The organism is Methanothrix harundinacea 6Ac, from assembly GCF_000235565.1.
Lineage (GTDB): Archaea > Halobacteriota > Methanosarcinia > Methanotrichales > Methanotrichaceae > Methanocrinis > Methanocrinis harundinaceus.
In genome coordinates this window covers 556150-576510 of sequence record NC_017527.1, presented here as the reverse complement: position 1 = coordinate 576510, position 20361 = coordinate 556150, and the positions used below count along the sequence as shown (strand labels likewise).

The 20361-nt window shown below is 63.0% G+C and carries 15 protein-coding genes and 2 tRNA genes; 7 read left to right on the top strand and 10 right to left on the bottom strand.

The window, feature by feature from the left end; translation table 11 throughout:
* Positions 1-19 precede the first annotated feature (19 nt).
* The gene (locus MHAR_RS02915) at positions 20-676 is read left to right on the top strand and encodes an NAD(P)/FAD-dependent oxidoreductase (RefSeq protein ID WP_014586128.1); all 657 of its coding nucleotides are present in this window, start codon (positions 20-22) and stop codon (positions 674-676) included.
* Between the two features lie 163 nt (positions 677-839).
* On the opposite strand, the gene thiC is transcribed toward MHAR_RS02915, so the two are convergent.
* From thiC to MHAR_RS02900, 3 genes are all read right to left on the bottom strand, one after another.
* A complete protein-coding gene (gene thiC / locus MHAR_RS02910; protein WP_014586127.1) occupies positions 840-2105 on the bottom strand; it encodes a phosphomethylpyrimidine synthase ThiC in 1266 nt (421 codons plus the stop codon).
* 93 nt (positions 2106-2198) lie between these two features.
* The gene (gene amrS, locus MHAR_RS02905) at positions 2199-3200 is read right to left on the bottom strand and encodes an AmmeMemoRadiSam system radical SAM enzyme (RefSeq protein ID WP_048144781.1); all 1002 of its coding nucleotides are present in this window, start codon (positions 3198-3200) and stop codon (positions 2199-2201) included.
* Positions 3201-3429: 229 nt separating this feature from the next.
* Positions 3430-5487: an S-layer protein domain-containing protein gene (locus tag MHAR_RS02900; RefSeq protein WP_228369599.1), complete on the bottom strand. Its 2058-nt coding sequence runs from the start codon at positions 5485-5487 to the stop codon at positions 3430-3432.
* 720 nt (positions 5488-6207) lie between these two features.
* Between MHAR_RS02900 and MHAR_RS02895 the strand changes: the two genes are divergently transcribed.
* Positions 6208-7230, top strand: a complete 1023-nt coding sequence (locus tag MHAR_RS02895; RefSeq protein WP_014586124.1) for a histone deacetylase family protein — start codon at positions 6208-6210, stop codon at positions 7228-7230.
* 13 nt (positions 7231-7243) lie between these two features.
* On the opposite strand, the gene cca is transcribed toward MHAR_RS02895, so the two are convergent.
* Genes cca through ilvD form a run of 3 tightly spaced genes read right to left on the bottom strand, consistent with a single transcriptional unit; the run spans position 7244 to position 10866 of the window.
* Complete coding sequence (gene cca, locus MHAR_RS02890; protein WP_014586123.1) at positions 7244-8599, bottom strand: CCA tRNA nucleotidyltransferase; 1356 nt, start codon at positions 8597-8599, stop codon at positions 7244-7246.
* A gap of 16 nt (positions 8600-8615) precedes the next feature.
* Positions 8616-9212 carry an RNA 2',3'-cyclic phosphodiesterase gene (thpR, locus tag MHAR_RS02885; protein WP_014586122.1) on the bottom strand — a complete coding sequence of 199 codons (597 nt, stop codon included), beginning with the start codon at positions 9210-9212 and terminating at the stop codon, positions 8616-8618.
* A 7-nt stretch (positions 9213-9219) separates the two neighbouring features.
* Positions 9220-10866 (bottom strand): dihydroxy-acid dehydratase, encoded by a 1647-nt coding sequence (gene ilvD / locus MHAR_RS02880; protein WP_014586121.1) that lies wholly within the window; start codon positions 10864-10866, stop codon positions 9220-9222.
* 210 nt (positions 10867-11076) lie between these two features.
* Between ilvD and MHAR_RS02875 the strand changes: the two genes are divergently transcribed.
* On the top strand, positions 11077-12996 hold the full coding sequence (locus MHAR_RS02875) for a sodium:solute symporter family protein (protein ID WP_048144780.1): 1920 nt from the start codon (positions 11077-11079) through the stop codon (positions 12994-12996).
* A 5-nt stretch (positions 12997-13001) separates the two neighbouring features.
* Entirely contained in the window at positions 13002-14171 is a 1170-nt protein-coding gene (locus MHAR_RS02870) for a geranylgeranyl reductase family protein (RefSeq protein WP_014586119.1), read from the top strand.
* Positions 14172-14280: 109 nt separating this feature from the next.
* Here the strand turns inward: MHAR_RS02870 and MHAR_RS02865 are convergent, their stop codons facing one another.
* The 4 genes from MHAR_RS02865 to MHAR_RS02850 all read right to left on the bottom strand — a co-directional run bounded on the left by MHAR_RS02865 (position 14281) and on the right by MHAR_RS02850 (position 18525).
* Positions 14281-15591 (bottom strand): magnesium transporter, encoded by a 1311-nt coding sequence (locus tag MHAR_RS02865; RefSeq protein WP_014586118.1) that lies wholly within the window; start codon positions 15589-15591, stop codon positions 14281-14283.
* A gap of 221 nt (positions 15592-15812) precedes the next feature.
* Positions 15813-16202, bottom strand: coding sequence for a 30S ribosomal protein S6e (locus MHAR_RS02860; protein ID WP_014586117.1), 390 nt, complete (start codon positions 16200-16202; stop codon positions 15813-15815).
* Positions 16203-16258: 56 nt separating this feature from the next.
* The gene (locus MHAR_RS02855) at positions 16259-17455 is read right to left on the bottom strand and encodes a PEGA domain-containing protein (protein ID WP_048144294.1); all 1197 of its coding nucleotides are present in this window, start codon (positions 17453-17455) and stop codon (positions 16259-16261) included.
* A 77-nt stretch (positions 17456-17532) separates the two neighbouring features.
* The gene (locus MHAR_RS02850; protein WP_014586115.1) at positions 17533-18525 is read right to left on the bottom strand and encodes a DUF128 domain-containing protein; all 993 of its coding nucleotides are present in this window, start codon (positions 18523-18525) and stop codon (positions 17533-17535) included.
* An 85-nt stretch (positions 18526-18610) separates the two neighbouring features.
* Between MHAR_RS02850 and MHAR_RS02845 the strand changes: the two genes are divergently transcribed.
* From MHAR_RS02845 to MHAR_RS02835, 3 genes are all read left to right on the top strand, one after another.
* Positions 18611-18683: transfer RNA gene (locus MHAR_RS02845), tRNA-Gln, on the top strand.
* A gap of 126 nt (positions 18684-18809) precedes the next feature.
* A tRNA-Glu gene (locus MHAR_RS02840) sits at positions 18810-18884 on the top strand.
* A gap of 379 nt (positions 18885-19263) precedes the next feature.
* Positions 19264-20013, top strand: a complete 750-nt coding sequence (locus tag MHAR_RS02835; protein ID WP_048144779.1) for a hypothetical protein — start codon at positions 19264-19266, stop codon at positions 20011-20013.
* Positions 20014-20361 lie beyond the last annotated feature (348 nt).

Sequence of the window (20361 nt, the reverse complement as noted above, 5' to 3'; positions counted from 1 at the left end):
TGGAAGGAGCCTGAAGAATATGGCAAAAGACCTGATGGAGAAGGGAGCGATCCTCCAGAGAGACAAGGAGACCTACGCCATAGCCCCCCACATCGCGGGGGGGATCATCGACCCGGCGAGCCTCAAGAGGATAGCCGAGGTGGCGGAGAAGTACAAGGCTGCAGCCCTGAAGATAACCTCAGCCCAGAGGATAGCCATCGTCGGCCTCAAGCCCGAGGACCTGGACGGCGCCTGGGCGGACCTGGGGATGAAGCCCGGTGCCGCCATCGGCCTCTGCGTCCGGAGCGTCAAGATCTGTCCTGGAACCACCTTCTGCAAGCGGGGCCTCCAGGATTCCGTCGGCGTCGGCCTGAAGCTCGATGAAAAGTACCATGGGATGGAGATGCCCTCCAAGTTCAAGATCGGGGTATCCGGCTGCCCCAACTCCTGCGCCGAGCCCGCCGTCAAGGACCTGGGCCTTATGGGGACCGCCAAAGGATGGACCGTCCTGGTGGGAGGAAACGCCGCAAGAAAGCCCCGGCTCGGGGTCGTCCTGGCTGAAGCGTTATCCGACGAAGAGGCCCTCGCCCTGGTGGAGAAGGTGATCGGCTACTACAAGGCCAACGCCGAGAAACAGAGGCTCGGCGAGTTCATCGAAGAGATCGGATTCGAGAAGTTCAAGGGTGCGGTCCTCTGAGCCCGCAGGAGCAGGAAGGGTCTTACAGGATAGGATGCGGAGAAGGGGCAGAGGGGGGGGGATCGAGACGTCCGGGGTTTCCCACCTCCCATTCGCCCCAGTTTATCCACTTCAATCGACCCATTAGATCTTATATAAAGGAAGCCGGATCCATCGCCTAAGATCACCGGAGATGGTCTTCCATGATGGCGATGGCGCAGTACTTCCCGCACATGGTGCAGCCGTCCGTTCCGCCTCGAGAACGGATCTCCATCGCCCGATCAGCATCGATGGCGAGCTTGAACTGATTCTCCCAGTCCCGGACCCTCCTGTACCTGGCCAGCATCTCGTCCTCGAGCCTTGGTCCGTACTTCATGGTGTCGCCGATGTGGGCCGCGATCTTGAAGGCCACCACCCCTTCTCTCACCTGGCCGACGTCGGGGAGGGCGAGGTGCTCGGAGGGGGTTATGTAGCAGAGGTAGTCGGCCCCGGCACCGGCCGCCATGGCGCCCCCGACGGATCCGGAGATGTGGTCGTACCCGACACCTATATCGATGGGCAGGGGGCCGGCGACGAATAGAGGCCTGAAGCTCGTTCTTCTCTTGTAGAGGGCGACGTACTCGGGTATCCTGTCAGGCCTGACGTGGCCTCCCATCCCCTCTACAATGACCTGGACCCCCAGATCGTTCGCCCTCTTCGCCAGATCCGCGTTCATCTCCATCTCCGCCACCTGTACCGCGTCCATGGGGTCGGAGATGCACCCGCTCCTCATGGTGTTTCCCAGAGATAGGACCGCGTCCCTTTCGGCGAGGACCCCGCATATCTCGTCGAAATGGGAGAGGAAGGGGTTCTCCTCGCCCTTCTGGAGCATCCATGCCGACGTGAAGGAGCCGCCCTTGGAGACGACCCCCATGATCCTCTTCGACCTCTTCAGATCCACCAGCATCTCGAGGGTGATGGCCGCATGGACGACGACGGACGACGCCCCCGCTCCGATCTGCTTTCTGATGGTCCGGAGGATCTCGCCCCCGGTTATGGAGCTGAAGGAGCCCTTCTCGGCGACGGCCTGATAGATGGGCACCGTCGTCAGGGGAACGCTAGTCGCCTCTTTTATCCTCCTGAATATCTCGTCGATGGGACCACCCATGGAGAGGTCGGTGACGGTGTCGGCGCCGTACTTCTCTGCTGCCATCGCCTTCTCTACCTCCCCATCGGGATCGATGAGATCGGCGGAGGTCCCGACGTTGGCGTTGACCTTGGTCCTCAGCCCCTCCCCTATCCCCAGGGGCGGTTTGCCGTCTCTCTGCATTATGACGGCGCGTCCAGCGGCCACCAGCTTCAGAAGAACGGCTGGGCTTAACCCTTCAGCCCCGGCCACCATCCTGACGGCCGGAGGCTCTATGCCTCTGATGGCGGCCTGAAGAAGGTTCTCCCTCGACTGAATACTCATGTCTTTGTCATCCTGACTTTCCTGATCATGGCACCCAAATATCGCTCTGGGAAGTATCTATTCTTATCCCCCAGGCCGACCTAGAACGGGATATCACCATACCCCCGGGATCCCCTCGCCGCATGATGGGCATCTGCCGTCGACGATCCCGTTTCTCGCCACCCGAAAGCCGAACCGCTCCACCAGGGTCTCGCCGCAAGCCGGACAGGTCGTATTCTCGCCCTCGCCGGGTATGTTTCCGGCGTAGACGAAATTTAGCCCTGCTCCCCTTCCGATCTCCTCCGCCCTCCGGATCGTCTTCGCTGGCGTGGGCGGGGCATCCTTGAGTCTGTAGGTGGGATAGAAGGCCGTGACGTGCCACGGGATCTCAGGGCTCACCGACGATAGGAACTCCGCGATCTCCCGGAGGTCCTCGTCGGAGTCGTTGTATCCGGGGATCACCAGGGTCGTCACCTCCACCCAGATCCCGAGCCCCCACATCAGCTCTATCGTCCTCTTAACGGGGTCGAGCCTCGCGCCGCAGACCTTCCTGTAGAAGCCGTCATTTCCCTTCAGGTCGACGTTTATCGCGTCGAGGTACGGCTCGATCGTCCTCGTCGCCTCCTCGCTCATGTAGCCGTTGCTGACGAAGACGTTTTTGAGCCCCCTATCTGCCGCCAGCCTCGATACGTCCAGGGCGTACTCAAAGAAGATCGTCGGCTCAGTATAGGTATAGGCCACCGACCTGCAACCGGCGCTGAGGGCCTCCGCCACCACCCGTTCCGGCTCGACCCGCTCCCCTCGGATGGCCCCCCCCTCGGCGGGGATCTGGGATATGTCGGCGTTCTGGCAGTGGAGGCACCGGAAGTTGCAGCCGACGGTGGCGATGGAGTAGCTGAGATGGCCCGGCATGAAGTGGTAGAGGGGCTTCTTCTCTATAGGGTCGACGTGCATGGCGATCAGCCGGCCGTAGACGAGGGTCTTGAGGACGCCGCCATAGTTCTCCCTGACGCCGCAGATCCCCCTCTTCTCCGGCTTAATCCTGCAGAAGTGGTTGCATAGGCCGCACCGGACGGCTCCGCCATCCAGCTTATCGTAGAATAGGGCTTCAGTCATGAAGAGCACCATCCATATTCGGGATAAAGATCGCCCCAAATTATATGAGATGTAATCCCATATAATTATTCTTCTCCGCGAGTCGGACCACCGACCGCCTATGCCCCCGATGCAAGGTCGAGAAAGCTTCCACCCTACGAAATGGGAGTAGCAAAATAGCGGAGAGCGGATAAAAACGATTATATAAAAAGGAAAGATGGAAGAGCTTTATGCTCTTCCAGATACTTTATTACTCTCTCTTCCTCAGGACGAGGTAGGAGACTGCCAACAGGCCAGTCAGGGCGAAGACCGCCTCGAATCCGGGGATTCCGCCAGCGGGCTCTGCAGCGGGCTCCTCGGCGTGCTCTTCAGCGGCGGGCTCCTCAGCGACGGGCTCCTCGACTGCAGGCGCCTCAGCGGCGGGCTCCTCAGCGACGGGCTCCTCAGCTACAGGCTCCTCGACTGCGGGGGCAGGGGCCTCGACGGGGGCCGGTGCGGCCTCCTCAGCCTCTTCGCCCTCGATGGTCATCTCCTTGTAGATGTAGAACCTGAGGGGCTCCTCTGGGGTGATCTCATCCTGGTCCGCGGTCTTGATCCTGATCTTCTCCATCAGGAGGATGTCCTTGTCCTTGGAGAGGGTGATCTTCTCGTCGTCGTTGTTCATCGTGATCGTCATCGTGGCGCCGTTGACGGTCTGGATCGTCATCTTGTCGTACTCAGTGTCCTGAGAGACGTCGGTGACGGTGTCCGAGATCTGCCAGATGCCGTTGACGGTGGCGAGGTCCTGGTTAGCGCCGCGGAAGGCGTTCTTGAAGTGGACAGCGATGACGACGATCTTCTTGGTGTCGCCCAGGTCCTTCTTGTAGATGTAGGTCTTGTCCTTGGTTACAGCTCCGTCCTTGGAGGGCTCCACCACAGCGGAGTCGACGACTGCGCCATTCTTCATCAGCTGGACGTAGACCTTGTTCCCGTCGAGGTCGATCGCCTGGATGGCGAGCTCGTAGTCCTCAGCGAGCTTAAGGGGCGTGCCAGAGTAGAAGGTCATGTCCTCGTCGTCGTCCATCAGGACCTTGGAGAGCTGCTCGTCCTTCATCAGGTTGGCGTCGGTGGACTCAGTCGCGAGGAAGCTTCCCTCGGCGTAGGCGGCGAAGTACTCGTCAGCCAGGAAGCCGATGGTGCGGTACTGGCCCCAGTCCTCGAGCTCGAAGTCGTTCAGCTCGGCAGAGGTCTCGTAGATCACGCCGGTGTCCTTCTCGAGGGCGTCGCCGGTGATGGTCATCGTCAACTTCTCTCTGCCGAGGTTGTCGTCGATGTCATAGTAGAAGCCAGCAAAGGTGGTGGCGTCCCACTCGACGGTCCCCATGCCGAGGTCCTGGACGTTCCCTCTGATCTCGTAGGTGCCGGGCTCGGTGATCTCCTTGTAGAGGTAGAACCTGAGGGGCTCCTCTGGGGTGATCTCATCCTGGTCGGCGGTCTTGATCCTGAGGTTCTCCATCAGAAGGATGTCCTTCTTCTTGGTGAGGGTGATCTTCTCGTCGTCGTTGTTCATCGTGATCGTCATCGCGGCAGCGTTGACGGACTGGATCGTCATCTTGTCGTACTCGGTGTCCTGAGAGACGTCGGTGATGGCGTCAGAGATCTGCCAGATGCCGTCGATGGTGGCCAGGTCGACCTCAGCTCCGCGGAAGGCGTTCTTGAAGTGGACAGCGATGACGACGATCTTCTTGGTGTCGCCTAGGTCCTTCTTGTAGACGTAGGTCATGTCCTTGAGGGTAGCGCCCGTCTTGGAGGGCTCAACCACTGCGGAGTCGACGACTGCGCCGCTCTTCATCAGCTGGACGTAGACCTTGTTCCCGTCGAGGTCGATCGCCTGGATGGCGAGCTCGTAGTCCTCAGCGAGCTTCAGGGGCGTGCCAGAGGTGAAGGTCCGGTCCTCGTCGTCGTCCATCAGGACCTTGGAGAGCTGCTCGTCCTTCATCAGGTTGGCGTCGGTGGACTCGGTCGCCAGGTGGGTTCCTTCGTTATAGGCAGCGAAGTACTCGTCGGCCAAGAAGCCGATCGTCTTGTACTCGCCCCAGTCATCGAAGTCGAACTCCTTATTCTGGGCTGCGGTCTCGTAGATCACGCCGGTGTCCTTCTCGAGGGCGTCACCGGTGACGGTCAGGGTGATGCTCTCGGTTCCGATGTTGTCGTCGATGTCATAGTAGAAACCGGCGAACTCCTGCGGGCCCCAAGTTACAACTTTCCCGTCCTCGACGGTGGCCACAGGACCGCGGATCTCCACCTTATCGACTGCGCTTACTGCCATAGCTGACGCTAGCAGCAATACAAGAGCGGTAAGCGTAATCGCGGTCACTTTCGTCATTATTTCGATAACCTCCTACATATCCCCTATGGGGCAAGGTTCATACAGCATACAGTATGATGATTCTTAAAACTATTGCCCACACTGATCTCCCCGCCTCTGTGGCGCGGCCAAAGAGCGCCATCAGTTGCTGTTTGGCATCAATATGACACTGTATAGCTGCATCACCCTCCCGATCCCTTTGGGACTATGGGGATATGATAGAGGATATCACCATATATCTTTTGTGGTCTCTCCAGCGAGACCCCATCTCCCTGCACCTGAAATTATGATTCGTAGGTCGGCGGTTTATATAGAGATGGGCCGGGAGGGAACCCGATGACTCTCCAAGATTAATGCCAGAGAAAAATATAAAATACACTTATGCCGCAGTTCCGAGGGATTATTGGCCGTATGAACGGGCTAGATGGAAAAAACAACATAAAAAACTATTTTAAGGCTTGATCTTTCATTATACCATTATTATGAAGCTTATTTTACGTAAAAAAGTTATATTTTGTACTTTTTAAGCCCATAATACACCATTATAGTTTTATTCGTGATAATATCCCGTAATAATCGAACAATAATGGAAATATGCCCATTATTTCAGTTTCAGAAACCCCACGCCCCCTTAAGATCGGGGAGAATTGTTTTTACGTCCGAGACGACAAAGGTGGCTCTATGGCGCGAACTGGCCTTATATACCACCCCATCTACCTGGAGCACGAGACCGACGGCCATCCCGAGAGGAAGGAGCGGCTCATCTCCGCCCTCGAGATGATAAGATCCTCGGGGCTGGAGCTGGAGCTCGTCACCCCGAGGCCCGCCACCCTGGAGGAGGTGAGAGCGGTCCACTCCCCCGGATACATAGATCAGGTCAGGACCATCTCCGAGAGAGGAGGAGGATACCTGGACCTGGACACTGTCGTCTCGCGCCGATCTTATGAGGCGGCCCTCATGGCGGCGGGAGGGGTGATCACCGGCATAGAACGGGTGAACGACGGCCTGGAGAACGCCTTCGCCCTGGTGAGGCCGCCGGGGCATCACGCCCTCCCCAACCGGGGGATGGGGTTCTGCATATTCAACAACGTCGCGATAGGGGCTAGGTTCGCCCAGAGGATGGGGATGGAGAGGGTCCTGATCGTAGACTGGGACGTCCACCACGGGAACGGGACGAGCGCCATCTTCTACGACGACAGGTCGGTGATGTACTTCTCCACCCACCAGTTCCCCCACTATCCCGGCACAGGCCGGGTAAAAGAGCTGGGGATGGACGGCGCCGAGGGGTTCACCGTGAACGTCCCCCTCCCCTGGGGAACGGGGGACTCGGGCTACTTCGCCGCCTTCGAGGAGATCTTAAAGCCGTTGGCGCTGGAGTTCGACCCCGACATCGTCCTCGTCTCGGCGGGGCAGGACCCCCACCAGGCAGACCCCCTCAGCGGCATGAACCTCACCTGCGGAGCCTTCGGATACATGGCGGCGGCGGTGAAGGAGGTCGCCGACCGATGCTGCGGCGGCAGGCTCGTCGCCGCCCTCGAGGGAGGCTACAACCTCTCCGCCCTCGCCGAGTCGATCGTCGCCGTCCTGAGGGGCTTCTCGGGGGAGGACCCGGGCCGGATCGACGGCGAGGAGGACCCGAGGGCGGCGGAGAGGATAGAAGAGGTGAAGAGGGCGATGAGCCCCTACTGGAACTGCTTCCGATGAGGGCGGATGGTCATCAGCCGACCTTCTCTCGCGCCGAGAAGTACCTGGCGATGAAGATCCGAAACTCGGGGTCCCTCACCTCCAGGATCTCCTGGCCGACGTATATCTTGTAGCCACGCCTCAGGGAGGGGCCGAGGTGGCGCCCCAAGGAGAGGCCCGCCACCTGGGACCGGAGGATGTCCTCGGCTCTGAGGAACTTCCGGGCCACCTCCACCACCACCCTCCCGCCCTCGATGTAAGGGCCCGATAGAGGGGCGGGGTGGCTTGCGACGAACCTCTTCGCGTGCTCCGCCTCCCAGGCTGGGGGGCCGACCCTCCTCTCGACCCGGGGGAGGAGGGCGACCTCCAGCTCGAGGAGGATCCGGAGGACGCCGACGTCATCGGACGGACCGGTCGCCCCCACCCCATCATCGCGAACCGGGACGGCCCGGTGCCAGTCGGCGTCGGACCTGAGGAGGGAGAAGCCGCCCCTCTCCAGGAGGGCGCGGACCGACTGCTCCGCCTTTCTCAGCTGCGGGAAGACGACGTCCTCCACCAGGTCCGGGGCGGCGAACTCCAGGAGGATGAGGGTGCTCCTCCGCTCCGCGAGGGCCTCGCGGAGCTCTTCGTCAGGGAGGGGCGGAAGGTCTGGCGGGAAGAAGAACTCCAAGGAGGGCTCCCTCAGAAATAGACGGGACGCGGCGGCGAAGGCGAACATCCTGTCGAGGGTGAGGGCGGCGGCGACGTTCCTTCCGGGGTCGACGGGGTCGACCACCACCAGAGGATCCTCGTGGGACCGGCTGGAGTGGTCCTCCAGATCGATCGCCTCCCCCGGCCGCCAGAGGGAGGACCCCTCCAGGACGCCGACGAACGAACCGTACCGGATCACCAGAAGCTCCGCCAGGTATCCGGAGAAGCCGCCGATCCTCAGCTCCGACCCGTAGACCCCGACCCCCTTCATGAACTGCTTCAAGAGGAGGACCTCGTCCTCCAGCCCCCGTATCCTCGCCGAGACGTACCGGCTGTGGAAGGGGGTCCTGTCGACGGCGGATATGATCTCTGAGGCGTCCTCCACCAGATAGCACGGCACGATGTCCACCTCAAACCCCTCGAAGAGGGCGTGGACGTAGGCGTGCTCGGCGTACCGCTCCTCGAACTCCGGGGCGACGAGCCTCGCCACCTCCAGGGCCGGGAGGAGGGAGGACCCCTCGGGGACGCCGATGAAGACGTCGAGGTCGTGGTCCCCTGAGAGCCAGGTCCCCCGAGCCGCGGACCCCACCAGGACCGCCTCGCCCCCGATCCCGGCGGCCCTCATCAGCTCCTCGATCCAGGATATGATCCTCCCCGCGACGGCCGCCAGCCTCTCCCGCTCCTCAGGGGAGGGCCTCACCCTGGCGAGGACCTCCTCAGTCAGAGGAGAGAGGAAAGGATCCGAGATCCTCGTAGATGGGCCCTCCGGGGGTGAGGGTGCTCTTCTTGAGGGAAAACTCCTCGACTCGGAACTCGCCGAGGTCGATCTCCCTGAAGGGGGCGAGCCTCTCGGCGAGGAGGGCGGTCGTCTCGGGGCCGGGCCTCGCGACCCGGGCGATGGTGGCGTGGGATGTGAACCTCCGCCCCTCCCGGGGAAAACCGAGGGGGACCAGGGCCTCCTCTACGGCGGAGAAGAGCCCCTCGAACTCGCCCTCGGCGCCGATCCAGACGACCCGGATGGACCGGCCGGGGAAGGCCCCCACGCCCCGCACCCGGGCGGTGAAGGAGGAGCGCCTCACCCTTCGGAGGGCCTCGTCCACCCTCCCCACCTTCGACGGTGGGACGTCCCCCAGGAACTTGAGGGTGATGTGGATGAGGCCGGGGTTGACGAGCCTCACCCCGGGGAGGGCGATCTCCGCCTGGACCCGGGCCATACCGTCGCGGATCGGTCCGGGGAGGTCGACGGCGACGAAAGACCGGATCCCCCTCGGGGAGCTCCCCGCCTCCTGAGGCCTTGCGCCCTTAGGAGCCATCTCTCACCTACCTGAGAACTCCGCCCCGGCTCGCGGAGGTGACGGACCTGCTGTACCTCGCCAGCATCCCCTTCGCCACCTTCGGCTCCGGTGGCCTCCAGGCGCCCCTCCTCCCCTCGATTGTCCCGGCGTCGACCAAAAGGTCGATCCTCCGGGCGTCGATGTCGATTCTGATCTCGTCGCCGTCTTCGACGAGGGCGATCGGACCGCCGACGGCCGCCTCGGGGCATACGTGGCCGATACAGGGGCCCCTCGTGCCGCCGGAGAACCTGCCGTCGGTGATCAGGGCGACGGAGTTTCCGAGGCCGATCCCCTGGATCGCCGAGGTCGGCGAGAGCGTCTCCCTCATTCCGGGGCCGCCCTTGGGCCCCTCGTACCTGATGACGACGACGTTTCCTGCGACCACCTCGCCGCCGACGATCCCCGCCAGGGCGTCCTCCTCGGAGTCGTAGACCTTGGCTTTCCCGGTGTGCCTTCTCATCTCCTGGGAGACCGCCGTCTGCTTGACGACCGACCCCTCGGGGGCGAGGGACCCCTTCAGGATGGCGATGCCGCCCTCGGGGTGGACAGGGCTCTCCAGGGTCCTGACGACCTTCGCGAAGGTCTCGGGGTTTGCGGGGCTGAAGGCAGCGATCTCCTCGCCGAGGGTCCTCCCCGTCACCGTCAGGACGTCCCGGTGGAGCTTCGACTGAAGCCGCTTCATGACGGCGGGGATCCCCCCGGCCCGCTCCAGGTCGATGATGTGGTGGGGGCCCCCGGGGCGGAGGTTGACGAGGTGGGGGGTCTCCCGGCTCAACCGATCGAAGTCCTCAAGATCGATATCGATCTCAAACTCGGAGGCGACCGCCGGTATGTGGAGGGCGGTGTTGGTGGACCCGCCGATGGCCATGTCCATCCGGATGGCGTTCTCGATCGACTTTCGGGTCACGACCTCTCTAGCGGTGATCCCCCTCTCGATCAGCTCGACGATCTTGAGCCCCGATTTTTTCGCTATCCTCATCTTCTTGGCGTCCGCGGCGTGGGCGGTCGCGCAGCCAGGGAGGCTCAGGCCGAGGGTCTCCGTCAGGCATGCCATGGTGTTCGCGGTGAAGAGGCCGGCGCAGGAGCCGGCCCCCGGACAGGCCAGGTTCTCCAGCACCTCCAGGACCTCGCCCCCCTTCTGCCACCCCTCGAAGACGTCGATCAGGTCCAGCTCTTGATCGCAGGCGAAGCCGGGGTACATGGGGCCGCCGGTGACGGCTATCGCCGGAAGGTCGAGCCTCCCCGCCGCCATCAGATGGCCGGGGACGATCTTGTCGCAGGAGGAGATGAGGACCATCCCGTCGAGCTGGTGGGCTTCCACCATCACCTCGATGGTGTCCTCGATGATCTCCCGGCTGGGGAGGGAGTACTTCATGCCCCGGTGGCCCATGGCGATGCCGTCGCAGATGCCGATGGTGTGAAACTCGAAGGGGACCCCCCCCGCCATCCTGATCCCGGCCTTGACCGCCTGGGCGATCTTGTCGAGGTGGATGTGGCCCGGTATGAACTCGTTCCAGGAGTTGACGACCGCGACGAAGGGGCGGTCCATCTCCTCGTCTATGAGGCCGGTGCCCTTGAGGAGGGCCCGGTGGGGCGCCCTCTCCGGCCCGACCTTGGTGATATCGCTTCTCATGAGAAGAACCTCAGGAGAGACTTGAGCGCCGCATCCTTAAGTCTTCCGCGGGCCGAGGGGCGGTAAGGGGGCGAGACCATCCTCCTCCAAGATGAGGTGCCTTCGGCCGTGGCCCAGAGATATGAGATCCAGGGGGGGCTAATCCGGCTAGAAAAATCGGAGATCTCATCCCTTATATATTCGCGATCCCTCTGGACGAGGGGTGACAGAATGGATTCCTACCACCTCTTCCTCCTCCTTCTGGGGCTGTACATAGCAGCCCTCATCGCGATCGGCCTCCGGTCGTCCCGAGGGCAGAGGTCCGTCGAGGACTTCTGGCTGGCGGGGCGCGAGATCGGGGCTGCCAACATCGGCCTATCGGCCGCAGCCTCGTGGCTGACGGCGTCCGCCCTCCTCCTGGCGACCGGCCTCTTTCTTTACATAGGGGTTGGGTCAGTCTGGGTCTGGGTCTTCCCCAACGTCGCGGGGCTTCTGATCATCGCAGGGATCGCGAAGAGGGTCAGGAGGATCCCCGCCATGACCCAGCCGGAGCTTCTGGAGATCAGGTACCACCCCATCGTCCGGGCCCCGGTGGCGGTGGCGATAGCCATCACCATGGTCCTCTTCGCGGTGACCGACTTCATAGGGTTCAAGCTCGTCCTCGCGACCTTCTTCGGGGTCCCCCCCCTGTACGCGGTCCTGCTGATGGCCGTCGCGGTATCGATATACGTCAGCCTCGGCGGCTTCCGGGCCGTCGTCTGGACCGACGCCGTCCAGTTCCTATTCCTGGCGGGGGTCGCCGTCGGCGTCGCCTTCCTCGCGACGAGGGCTTCGGTGGCGGGGGGGATCACCCTCGCCGCCGCCTCCGCCTCCCTCGGGTCCGACTGGTGGAACCTCTTCATCCTGGGGGGGGTCACCGGAGCCCTCGTCCTCCAGCTAGCCCTCCTCCCCGGCTGGGTCGCGGAGCAGGACCCCTGGCAGAAGATCTGGGCCTCCCGGGACGATAGGGCCGCCAGGCGCGGCCTCATCCTGGGGGCCGTCCTTCTCGCAGTCGTCTACCTCGCCTGCCTCGTCGCCGCCGTCGCCCTCCGGGGGATCTATCCCCTCCCCGCCGGCGAGATCGAGGCCGAGATGCTCTACCTCACCTTCATCCAGGAGAGCCTCCCTGGCGGCCTCGTCGCCCTCTTCGCGATAGGGTTTGCCGCCGCCTCCATGTCCTGCGCCGACACCTTCGCCACCTCCGGTGCCTCCTGCATCTCCCGGGACATCGTCCAGAGGCACATCAGGCCCCAGGCGAGCATGAAGGAGATGCTGGTGATCAACAGGGCCCTCGTCATCGTCATGATCGCCATCGCCGCAGCCGTGGCCCTCCACGTCGAGAGCATCGTCGAGGCGGTGATCATCGCGACGGTGATCGGGACCACCTCCTACTTCTTTCCGATCATCGGCGGCCTCTTCTGGAAGCGGGCGACCCGATGGGGGGCCTTGGCGGCGGTGATCGTCGGTGGAGGAACCCAAATAGCCCTCATATCCTACGAGAAGCTCGTCCTGAAGGCACCCCTGGAGGCGGCGTTCCCCGATATCGCCGCGAGCGGCTTCCTGGCGGAGCACGGCGTCCTCATAGGCCTCTCCCTCAGCGCCCTCGTCTTCGTCGGGGTCTCCCTCGCGACGGCGAGGCCCGAGGCGGCGAGGCTTGCGCCGTTCTTCGAGGACGTCGGGAGGGAAGTCTACGGCGACGGAGCCCTCGCCGCCGACCGGACCGATCCGGAGTACGGAAAGATCGCAAGGAAGATCGAGGAGAAGGTCTCGGGGGAGAGGGCCCACCTCCACCTCCGCCTAGATCTCACGCCGATCCTCGCCGACGGCGGCAGGATCGAGGAGAGGCTCGATTGGAGCGAGTTTCTGGGGCGGCTGGAGGCAGAGCACCAGGCCTGGCATGAGCTCACCGGCAAGGACACCATCTACAGGCTCACCCAGCCGGACATGCTCGCCTCGGTGAAGATGGTCCGGGGAGACCGGCTCTCGATCTGGCTCTCGGCGGAGCCGAAGAGGGAGATGATCGAGAGGCAGAAGGACGAGATCTACCTCTCCTACCAGGAGATCCAGAAGACCCTCCTGGAGCTCGGCCTCTCGGCGACCCCCGTCGGGTGATGGAGATGGCTGGCGGCCTGGATGAGGTCGAGGTGGCGGTGGTGGGGGCGGGGCCGGCGGGCTCCGTCGCCGCGGAGACGGCGGCGCGGCTGGGGGCCGAGGTCGTCCTGATCGAGAGAAAGAGGGAGATAGGATCCCCAGTCCAGTGCGGCGGCTTCCTCCCCGAGATAGAGGAGCTGGAGGGCCTCCTACCGAAAGCAAAGATCCCCGAGGCCCTCGCCGACCTCCCCGAGGGGCTCGTCCTCCACCGGACCCGGGTCCAGAGGATCTGCTCCCCCTCGGGGAGGTCGAAGGAGTTTTCCGTCCTCGGGAGGGTGATCGACCGGAGGTCCTTCGATCGCCACCTGGCGTGGCGGGCGGCGAGGGCCGGAGCCCGGGTCCTCGTCGGCGTCAGGGCGGAGCTTCAGGAGGGAAGGCTCCACCTCTCGGGTAGGGCCTCCGGAACGATGGACGCGGAGGTGGTGATCGGAGCCGACGGCCCCGGCTCCGCCACCGCCCGGGGCGCGGGGTTGGCCGCGCGGGGGGAGGTGGGGGTCTGCCTCGAGTACGAGATGGCGGGGGTGGATATCGACCCTGCCGCCGCCGAGATGTACTTCGGGACGGCGTCCGCCCCCGGAGGGTACGCCTGGATCATACCTCTGGGAGAGGACGTCGCAAACGTGGGGGTCGGGACGAGGCCCCCCTACCTCCTGGGGCGGGGGCTTCGCGAAGTCCTCGACTCCTTCATCTCAGAGCACCCGATAGCGAAAGAGAAGCTCCAGGAGGGGTCCGTCACGGCGGTGATGCGGGGTCTCGTCCCCGCCGGGGGGATGCCCCCCGCGATCCAGAGGGGGAACGTCCTCCTGGCGGGGGACGCCGCGGGGATGGTGATGGCCACCTCCGGCGGAGGCATCCCCCTGGCGATGGTGGGGGGGCGGGCGGCGGGAGAGGTGGCGGCCCGCTACATCGGGGGCGAGGCCGCCCTCCAGGAGTACCCGGAATGGATCGCGGAGGAGATGGGGCGGGAGCTGGCCAACTCCGTCAGGATCCGGGAGGTCGTCGATGGGATGATGAAGAGCGACCGGCTGATGGACGCCCTCTTCGGCATCCTTCCCCCCGACCAGATGAAGGCGATCATGAGGGGACAGATACCGAAAGCCCTGGAGAGGGTCGGAGACCTGATGGCGAGCCGATGAGACTCCCCAACTCCGGCGCCCTTTCCACCCCCTTTCCTTGCCCGTTCCTCGTCCTCTCCTTGCCCTTTTTGTCCTTTCTTGTCCTTTTTCTCCTCCACATCGGGACCCATCAGGTCGAGACGACGGCCATGGTCACGAGGATTAGAGACGCTGTCCCGAGGACGTCCATCATGCTCGTGATGGTGGGTATCGTCACGTTGTCGGGATCGACACCGATCTTGACGAAGAAGTAAGTAAAGTAGTAGGTGACGAAGATGGCGAGGAGGGTGGTGAAGAGCCCGGCCAAGAGGCAGATCATCAGGAGGTCCCCGAAGCCGAGGGCGTCCATCCCGGAGGCCCTGGATACGACGAAGGCGAGGAGGCCGAGGGTGGGAAAGAGGAAGGCAGAGAGGACGAGGGTGCAGCCGAAGTTTATCTTCGTCTCCCCCTCGAGCCTCCCATCCATCTTGATCAGACCCAGATGATACGCCGAGGTGAGCCGGGAGGAGAGGATGCCCCCGAGGTTCCCGCCGACGGCGTTGAAGACCGGTATCAGCAAGAGTATCGTCGAGAAGGCAAGGAGCATCTCCTCGTAGACCCCCATGAAGAGCCCCGCCACGGTGCTGAAGAGGGTCGCGATCATGAGGACCGGCATCGACTGTCTCACTATCCTCGCCATCAGCTGATGGTTTGAGCCGATGCTGTAAACCGCGGCGGCGGTAGAGATGAAGAGGAAGAGGAGGGTCCCAGCCCCGGTGAAGGGCTGGCCGAGGGAGGTGACGAAGATGGCAGTCCCGAAGAGGATGGGTATCGTTATCACGTCCCCCGCGACGGTGATGAAGGGAACGGAGATGTTGTCGGGGTCCCAACCCCTCCTGAAGCTCTTCTCTATCACGAGGAGGGTGAACCCCAGGAGGATCAGGCCGGAGAAGATGCTGCTCAATACCGATATGAGGACGAGGTCGTAGATGCTCAGGGTATCGAGGCCGACGGCGAGGCCCAACCCCTTCACCACCAGGGCGAGGATCAAGGAGACCGAGAGGACCTGGACCGCAACCCCCCCCACCTGCTGGCGGAGGGGCTCGGACCTCGCGAGGGGTGGGGAGATCTCGCCGGTGTGGAGGCTGGTCCCGAGCCTCGCCCCGAAGGTCCCAAAGATCGTCCCCCGCATGTCTATGGCTCCGGGGATCAGAATTATCAGGCCGGGGTAGAGGGCCAAAAGAGGGGACATCTTGGCGAGGGAGAAGCCTGCCACCATGGAGGTGACGGAGCAGATGACGAGGGCGAAGAAGCTCTGCTTTACGATCTTGGAGATCCTACCCAGGGCCGGAACCAAGCCGCCGCCGACCCCCAGATCCGACGGCATGGCCACTAAAACCGAACTCTCCAGAGCTGCCCTGGAGAGGAGCGACCCCTCCTCCTTCGCCTCGACCTCGACCATGAGTCGAACCTCGCAGAGGTTTAGGCGGGGGTTCTGGCTGATGGGCCTCTTCTGCCATAATCAAGTCCTCCATCATCCCCATCTGAAGCCGTAAAGGGAGCCTTTAGCTTCGTGGTGGGCCGTTACCCCGGCCCCAAAAGGATGCCGATCGCCCCGCGGCCGCCAGCTTACCGGACCGGGGGTCCTTTGGAAGAAAGGCATCTTTTCAGGGCCTCGTCGGCTCATTCCGAGGGGGAGACGCCCAGGAGCTCTTCCACCGGCTTTGCGCCCCGTTCGGCGATCTTGACGTTGATCTGGCCTACGTCCGCCGAGATGTCGCGGCCGTGGACGGACTTCCTCCTCCTCCGCCCCTTCTCCGAGGGATTGTATCCTGTGCCGCCGGCGATCAGGACCTTTCTCCTCTTGGAGCCGGGAAGGTCGCGACGGAGGGGGAACCCCTCACGATCGCTTCCGCCGGTGATCTCTATCGAATAGCCGGGCATCCCCACGGCGTCTCCATCGATCACGTCGCCGACCTTTCGGCCGAGAAACTTGTTGGCGGCGGCGTCCTTCGCCTCCACCTGGTAAGCTTTCCCGCTCTGGGGATCACAGATAACGACTCTGAAGTCCATTTTTTTCTCCTCGCAACTGAACAGGCCACCACTACGCCCCATCCACATATAAAACCTTATCCGGGGTCCGAATCCGGAGAGGGGTTTTTACCATCGGGGGGCTTCTGGGGCTTCCCCTTCCCCGTCACCGGCCCGACCTCCGAGATGGCCCGGTGGGGCGGGATCTCCTCCAGGTAAGCCCCCTCGGGGAGGGGCCTGTCCACCACCACCGCGTATATCCTGTAGACCGTCCCCTCCTCGACGTCGCACCGGGTGGACCAGCGACCGTCGCGGTTCGGCTCCACCCTCCTCCTCACCTGGAGGTGCTCGTCGTCGTACCTGACCAGGACGTAGACCTGCCTCTTGGAGCCGCGGATCCGGCTCGCCTGACCCTCCACCAGGCCTGCCCACCGGTCCTCGCCGTCGCGGGGGAAGCTGATCCTGATGGAGGTGGTGAGCCTCGACCTCGCCCAGCTGGCTATGCTCCCCGATCCGATCAGGAAGGAGAGGAGGGCCACGACTATCAGGAGCTTCCTGTAGTTCGCCTCCAGAAAGTCCGCCTCATCGGGGAGCAGCGGCCTCAACTCCAGGGAGCCGTTCTCCCCTGCCGCGGGGTTCGCCGCCTCGAGGGACGAGAGGTTTTGGGCCGCCTCCACCTCCGCCGTCCCTTTGGACGCCGGCTCCCGGGGGGTGAGGGTGATGGGAACAGTCCCCGTAGAGGGGGTGAACTCGATGACGTTGAACCAGTTCCAATAGCCTTCGCGGTAGGCCTCCACCAGGTGGCTCTCCGGCTCCACCGTCGCGATGAAGGGGGTGATGCCGCTATAGATCCCGTCGATGTAGACCTCCGCGCCGGAGGGGTCGGAGACGACGGGAACCCTCACATAGGGGGGCTTCTCATCGCCGATCCTGGCCGCAGCTGTGGAGGTGGTGGTGCCAGATCCTCCGTCGGATGCGAGCTGCGGCGGACTTGCTCCGCCCACCTCTGATGGAGGGTCGAACTCCGGAGCCTCCAGAGGTGAGGACGGCGAAAGTGACAACGAATCTGAGGAGAGGCCTGAGGGGGCCGTATCGCCCGCCCCCTTCGCGACGCTGATATGGGCCTGCTCGATCAGCTCGTCGATGCCGACGGAGCCATCCCCAGAGTATCCGATCCTGTAGATGGGACGGGGGCCTGATCCAAGGTGGACTACGTCGGAGCTTTCGGACGGGTCGCCTGTGGCGACGGCCATAAAAGTGGCGACGAGGGCCGCCGAGATCAGGAGCGGAGCCATCAGAATTCGGGCTTCGCGAATCAAAATCCCCACAAGAGACCCCTCGTCACCGCAGATCTTATACCCTGTGGTCAGCCTCAGCGGAGCTCTTTCATCCTGCCGTACTCCTGGATGGAGGAGATGGGCGTCGTCCTGATCTCAGCCCCCAGCTCCTCCGCCGCCAGGACGGCGTTGACCCCGGCGCATAGGGCGATCCCCACCTTCCCGGCCCCTACGGGACACCCCATGTTCGGCTCCCCCGGCTCGCTGATCCTCATCACCCCGTCGATGCCGGCCCCCTTCGCCATCTCCAGCAACTCCCGGGCCTGTCCGATGGCGGCGACCGGGATCTCCCTCAGGTTGGCCAAAAGGCCGCCGTTCCCTGTCTTGACTGCCCCGGTGATCCGGGCGGCCTTCCTGGACATCAGAACCCTGATGGGATCGAGGGACGACCCGGCATAGGCGAGGAGGTCGGTGAACTGGTAGAGGGAACCCTCCCTCACATCCACGACCCCCGCAAAGGTGGTATTCACCGGGATCCCTCCCCGGAGGAGCATCCCGTCGACGGTGATGCTGCAGACGGTCGAGATCCCCAGGAAACCTCGGGGGACCGCCGCCCCCCCCATCTCCTCCCCCTCGTCCTGGATCAGAACCCTCCTGCTGACGGCAAAGCCCGCATCGAAGACCGCCTTCATCGCTGCCAGGGCCCTCTCCGAGTCCCTCTTATCCAGCAGGCTGGTGTTGACGACCACCCTGTTGTTCTCAGAGCCGGGATCGAAGCTCGACCGGTACATGTACTCCTCGATCCTGGCGTTTACGAAGCCGACCCTGTCGTCGACGAGGGCATCGGAGAGCTCCCGGCGCCCCAGGGGGGTGAGGACTCGGCCGCTGTAACCCTCCTTCTTCGTGAACCCCAGCTCATCCATGATCTTCAGGTTGTACCGGACGGCCCGCTCCCCGACCTCGTAGCCCCTGCTGGATAGCTCGTCGGAGATGGCCCTCGCGCCGATCGGCTTCTCCGCCGCGTTTATCACCCTGAGGATCTCTATCAGCCTCCGTTGGCTAGAATGGGGCTTGGTGATCAGCTTCATCTCCGGATCCCTGGCGGGGAAGCGGATATATATCTTATGCAGATAGATGTCCCCGCGGGGGCTGCAAGCCCGAGGGCGGCCGAGGAGTCCCGTGGGGTAGTGGTCAATCCTGCAGGCCTTTGGAGCCTGGGACGGTGGTTCGAATCCGCCCGGGACTATAAAGTCCCGCCCTCGGGGCCCCCGCAGCCTATCGGGTCGGAGATGAGAAACGTAGATATAGAGGGCCAAAGTCTGGAAGATGGGTGCCCGACCGCCTCAGGGATGATCGGACCCGAAGATCGAGCGCTCCGGTAGTGTAGTCCGGCCAATCATTCCGGCCTTTCGAGCCGAAGACCCGGGTTCAAATCCCGGCCGGAGCATCTTTCCAGCCCTCAGCAGCCCCTTTCATGGAGGCCGCGGCGCCTAAGGGCCACGTCGCGGCCACTCTTTAGAGTCTCCGCCCCTAGTAGATCCGCCAGATGGCGTTCCCGCCGACGAGTAGGCCATGATGAAGTTAATATTCTATTGACGTCTGCCAACGTCTGGACGAAAAAGTATAACTACTTGAATGCGAAAGCAGGTTCCATGTCACTCTGCTGAGACGACATAACCCGTTTCGGTGGGTGAGATCTGAGCGGGCCACTCTGCCGGCAAGATCCGGGATGAGAGGCCAGCAAATTACCGATCAACAGTATAGGTGGGAGAACAACGAGGAGAGAACTAGCTATTTTGTTGGTAGCCTGTATCGCCCTGGTGGGGATGTCCTGCGCTGCCAACTACATGTACGAGAAGGCCAACATCAAGGGCGTTGGCTACAAGAACGTAGAGACCATCATTCAGACTCAGCCCGGCCTCAACGGAAACAAGCTGGTCGAGAAGGAGTCTGGAAGCGGAAACGTCATCACCGAGAGGACCGAGATCGAGGCCGAGAGGGACCCCTATGGACCCTGGTGCTGCGGGACCGAGTGTGGATCTCCCTGGGGATCCTCTCCGTCTGACCCCTGCATCATCGAGGGCTATAATGACGGTTGCTGCTGCGTCGATTACATCAACTTCAACAAGGAGGCCGAGTTTGAGTACATGCCTGTGAGCTACCAGACCGGCACCTACGACCAGAAGTGGATCGAGAAGCTCTGCGTCCAGAACTACTACATCGGAGCTGTAGTCGTCGAGATGTACACCCACGCCGAGCACCTCCAGAAGAACACCGAGGTCAAGACCAGGCGCGACTGTAGCGGCTGGAATTCGACGAACTGCGGCGCTAACGGCTGCTTCGGCTGCGGCAACTGCACCGGCGCCCTCGAGGCGAACTTCAACTCCAACGTCATCGGTGTAGCCCACATCGGCTGGCTCTCCAAGGACGTCATGGTCAACTGCAAGGGCAGGCACTACGAGTGGGGCCGCTCCGTTGAGGACCTGACGGGCGTCTTCTCCATCGAGAAGTTCATCCAGCTCTGGGGCAACGGAACCTGCGGCGAAGTCCAGGTCGACTGGCTCCCCTGCATCTGAGCACGGAAGTTCCCGCTTCCACTTTTTTTCTGGCTTCATTCAAGGGCCGCCTTTATTGAGCGGCTTTAACGCCTCTCTGATATCCCGTCCGCCTCATCGTCCTGCTGACGGAAACCGGCCTTCTAATCTCGGGCCCGGGGACCGCTGTGATGACCAGCGTCGTGGGAGATTGGGGGAGGGCTCGATAGATTTATATGCCATCAACCTGAAGAAGAGGATGTGCCTGGCCGAAAGAACTTTGATACGATTGAAGCTCTCGGGGCAGGCTTGAAGCTCCAAGGGGGGGGTGGTGCAGCTTCTGCTGGAGTATCCCGGCTTGGCGGGACTGATGCCTCCGCGGTTTTTGCG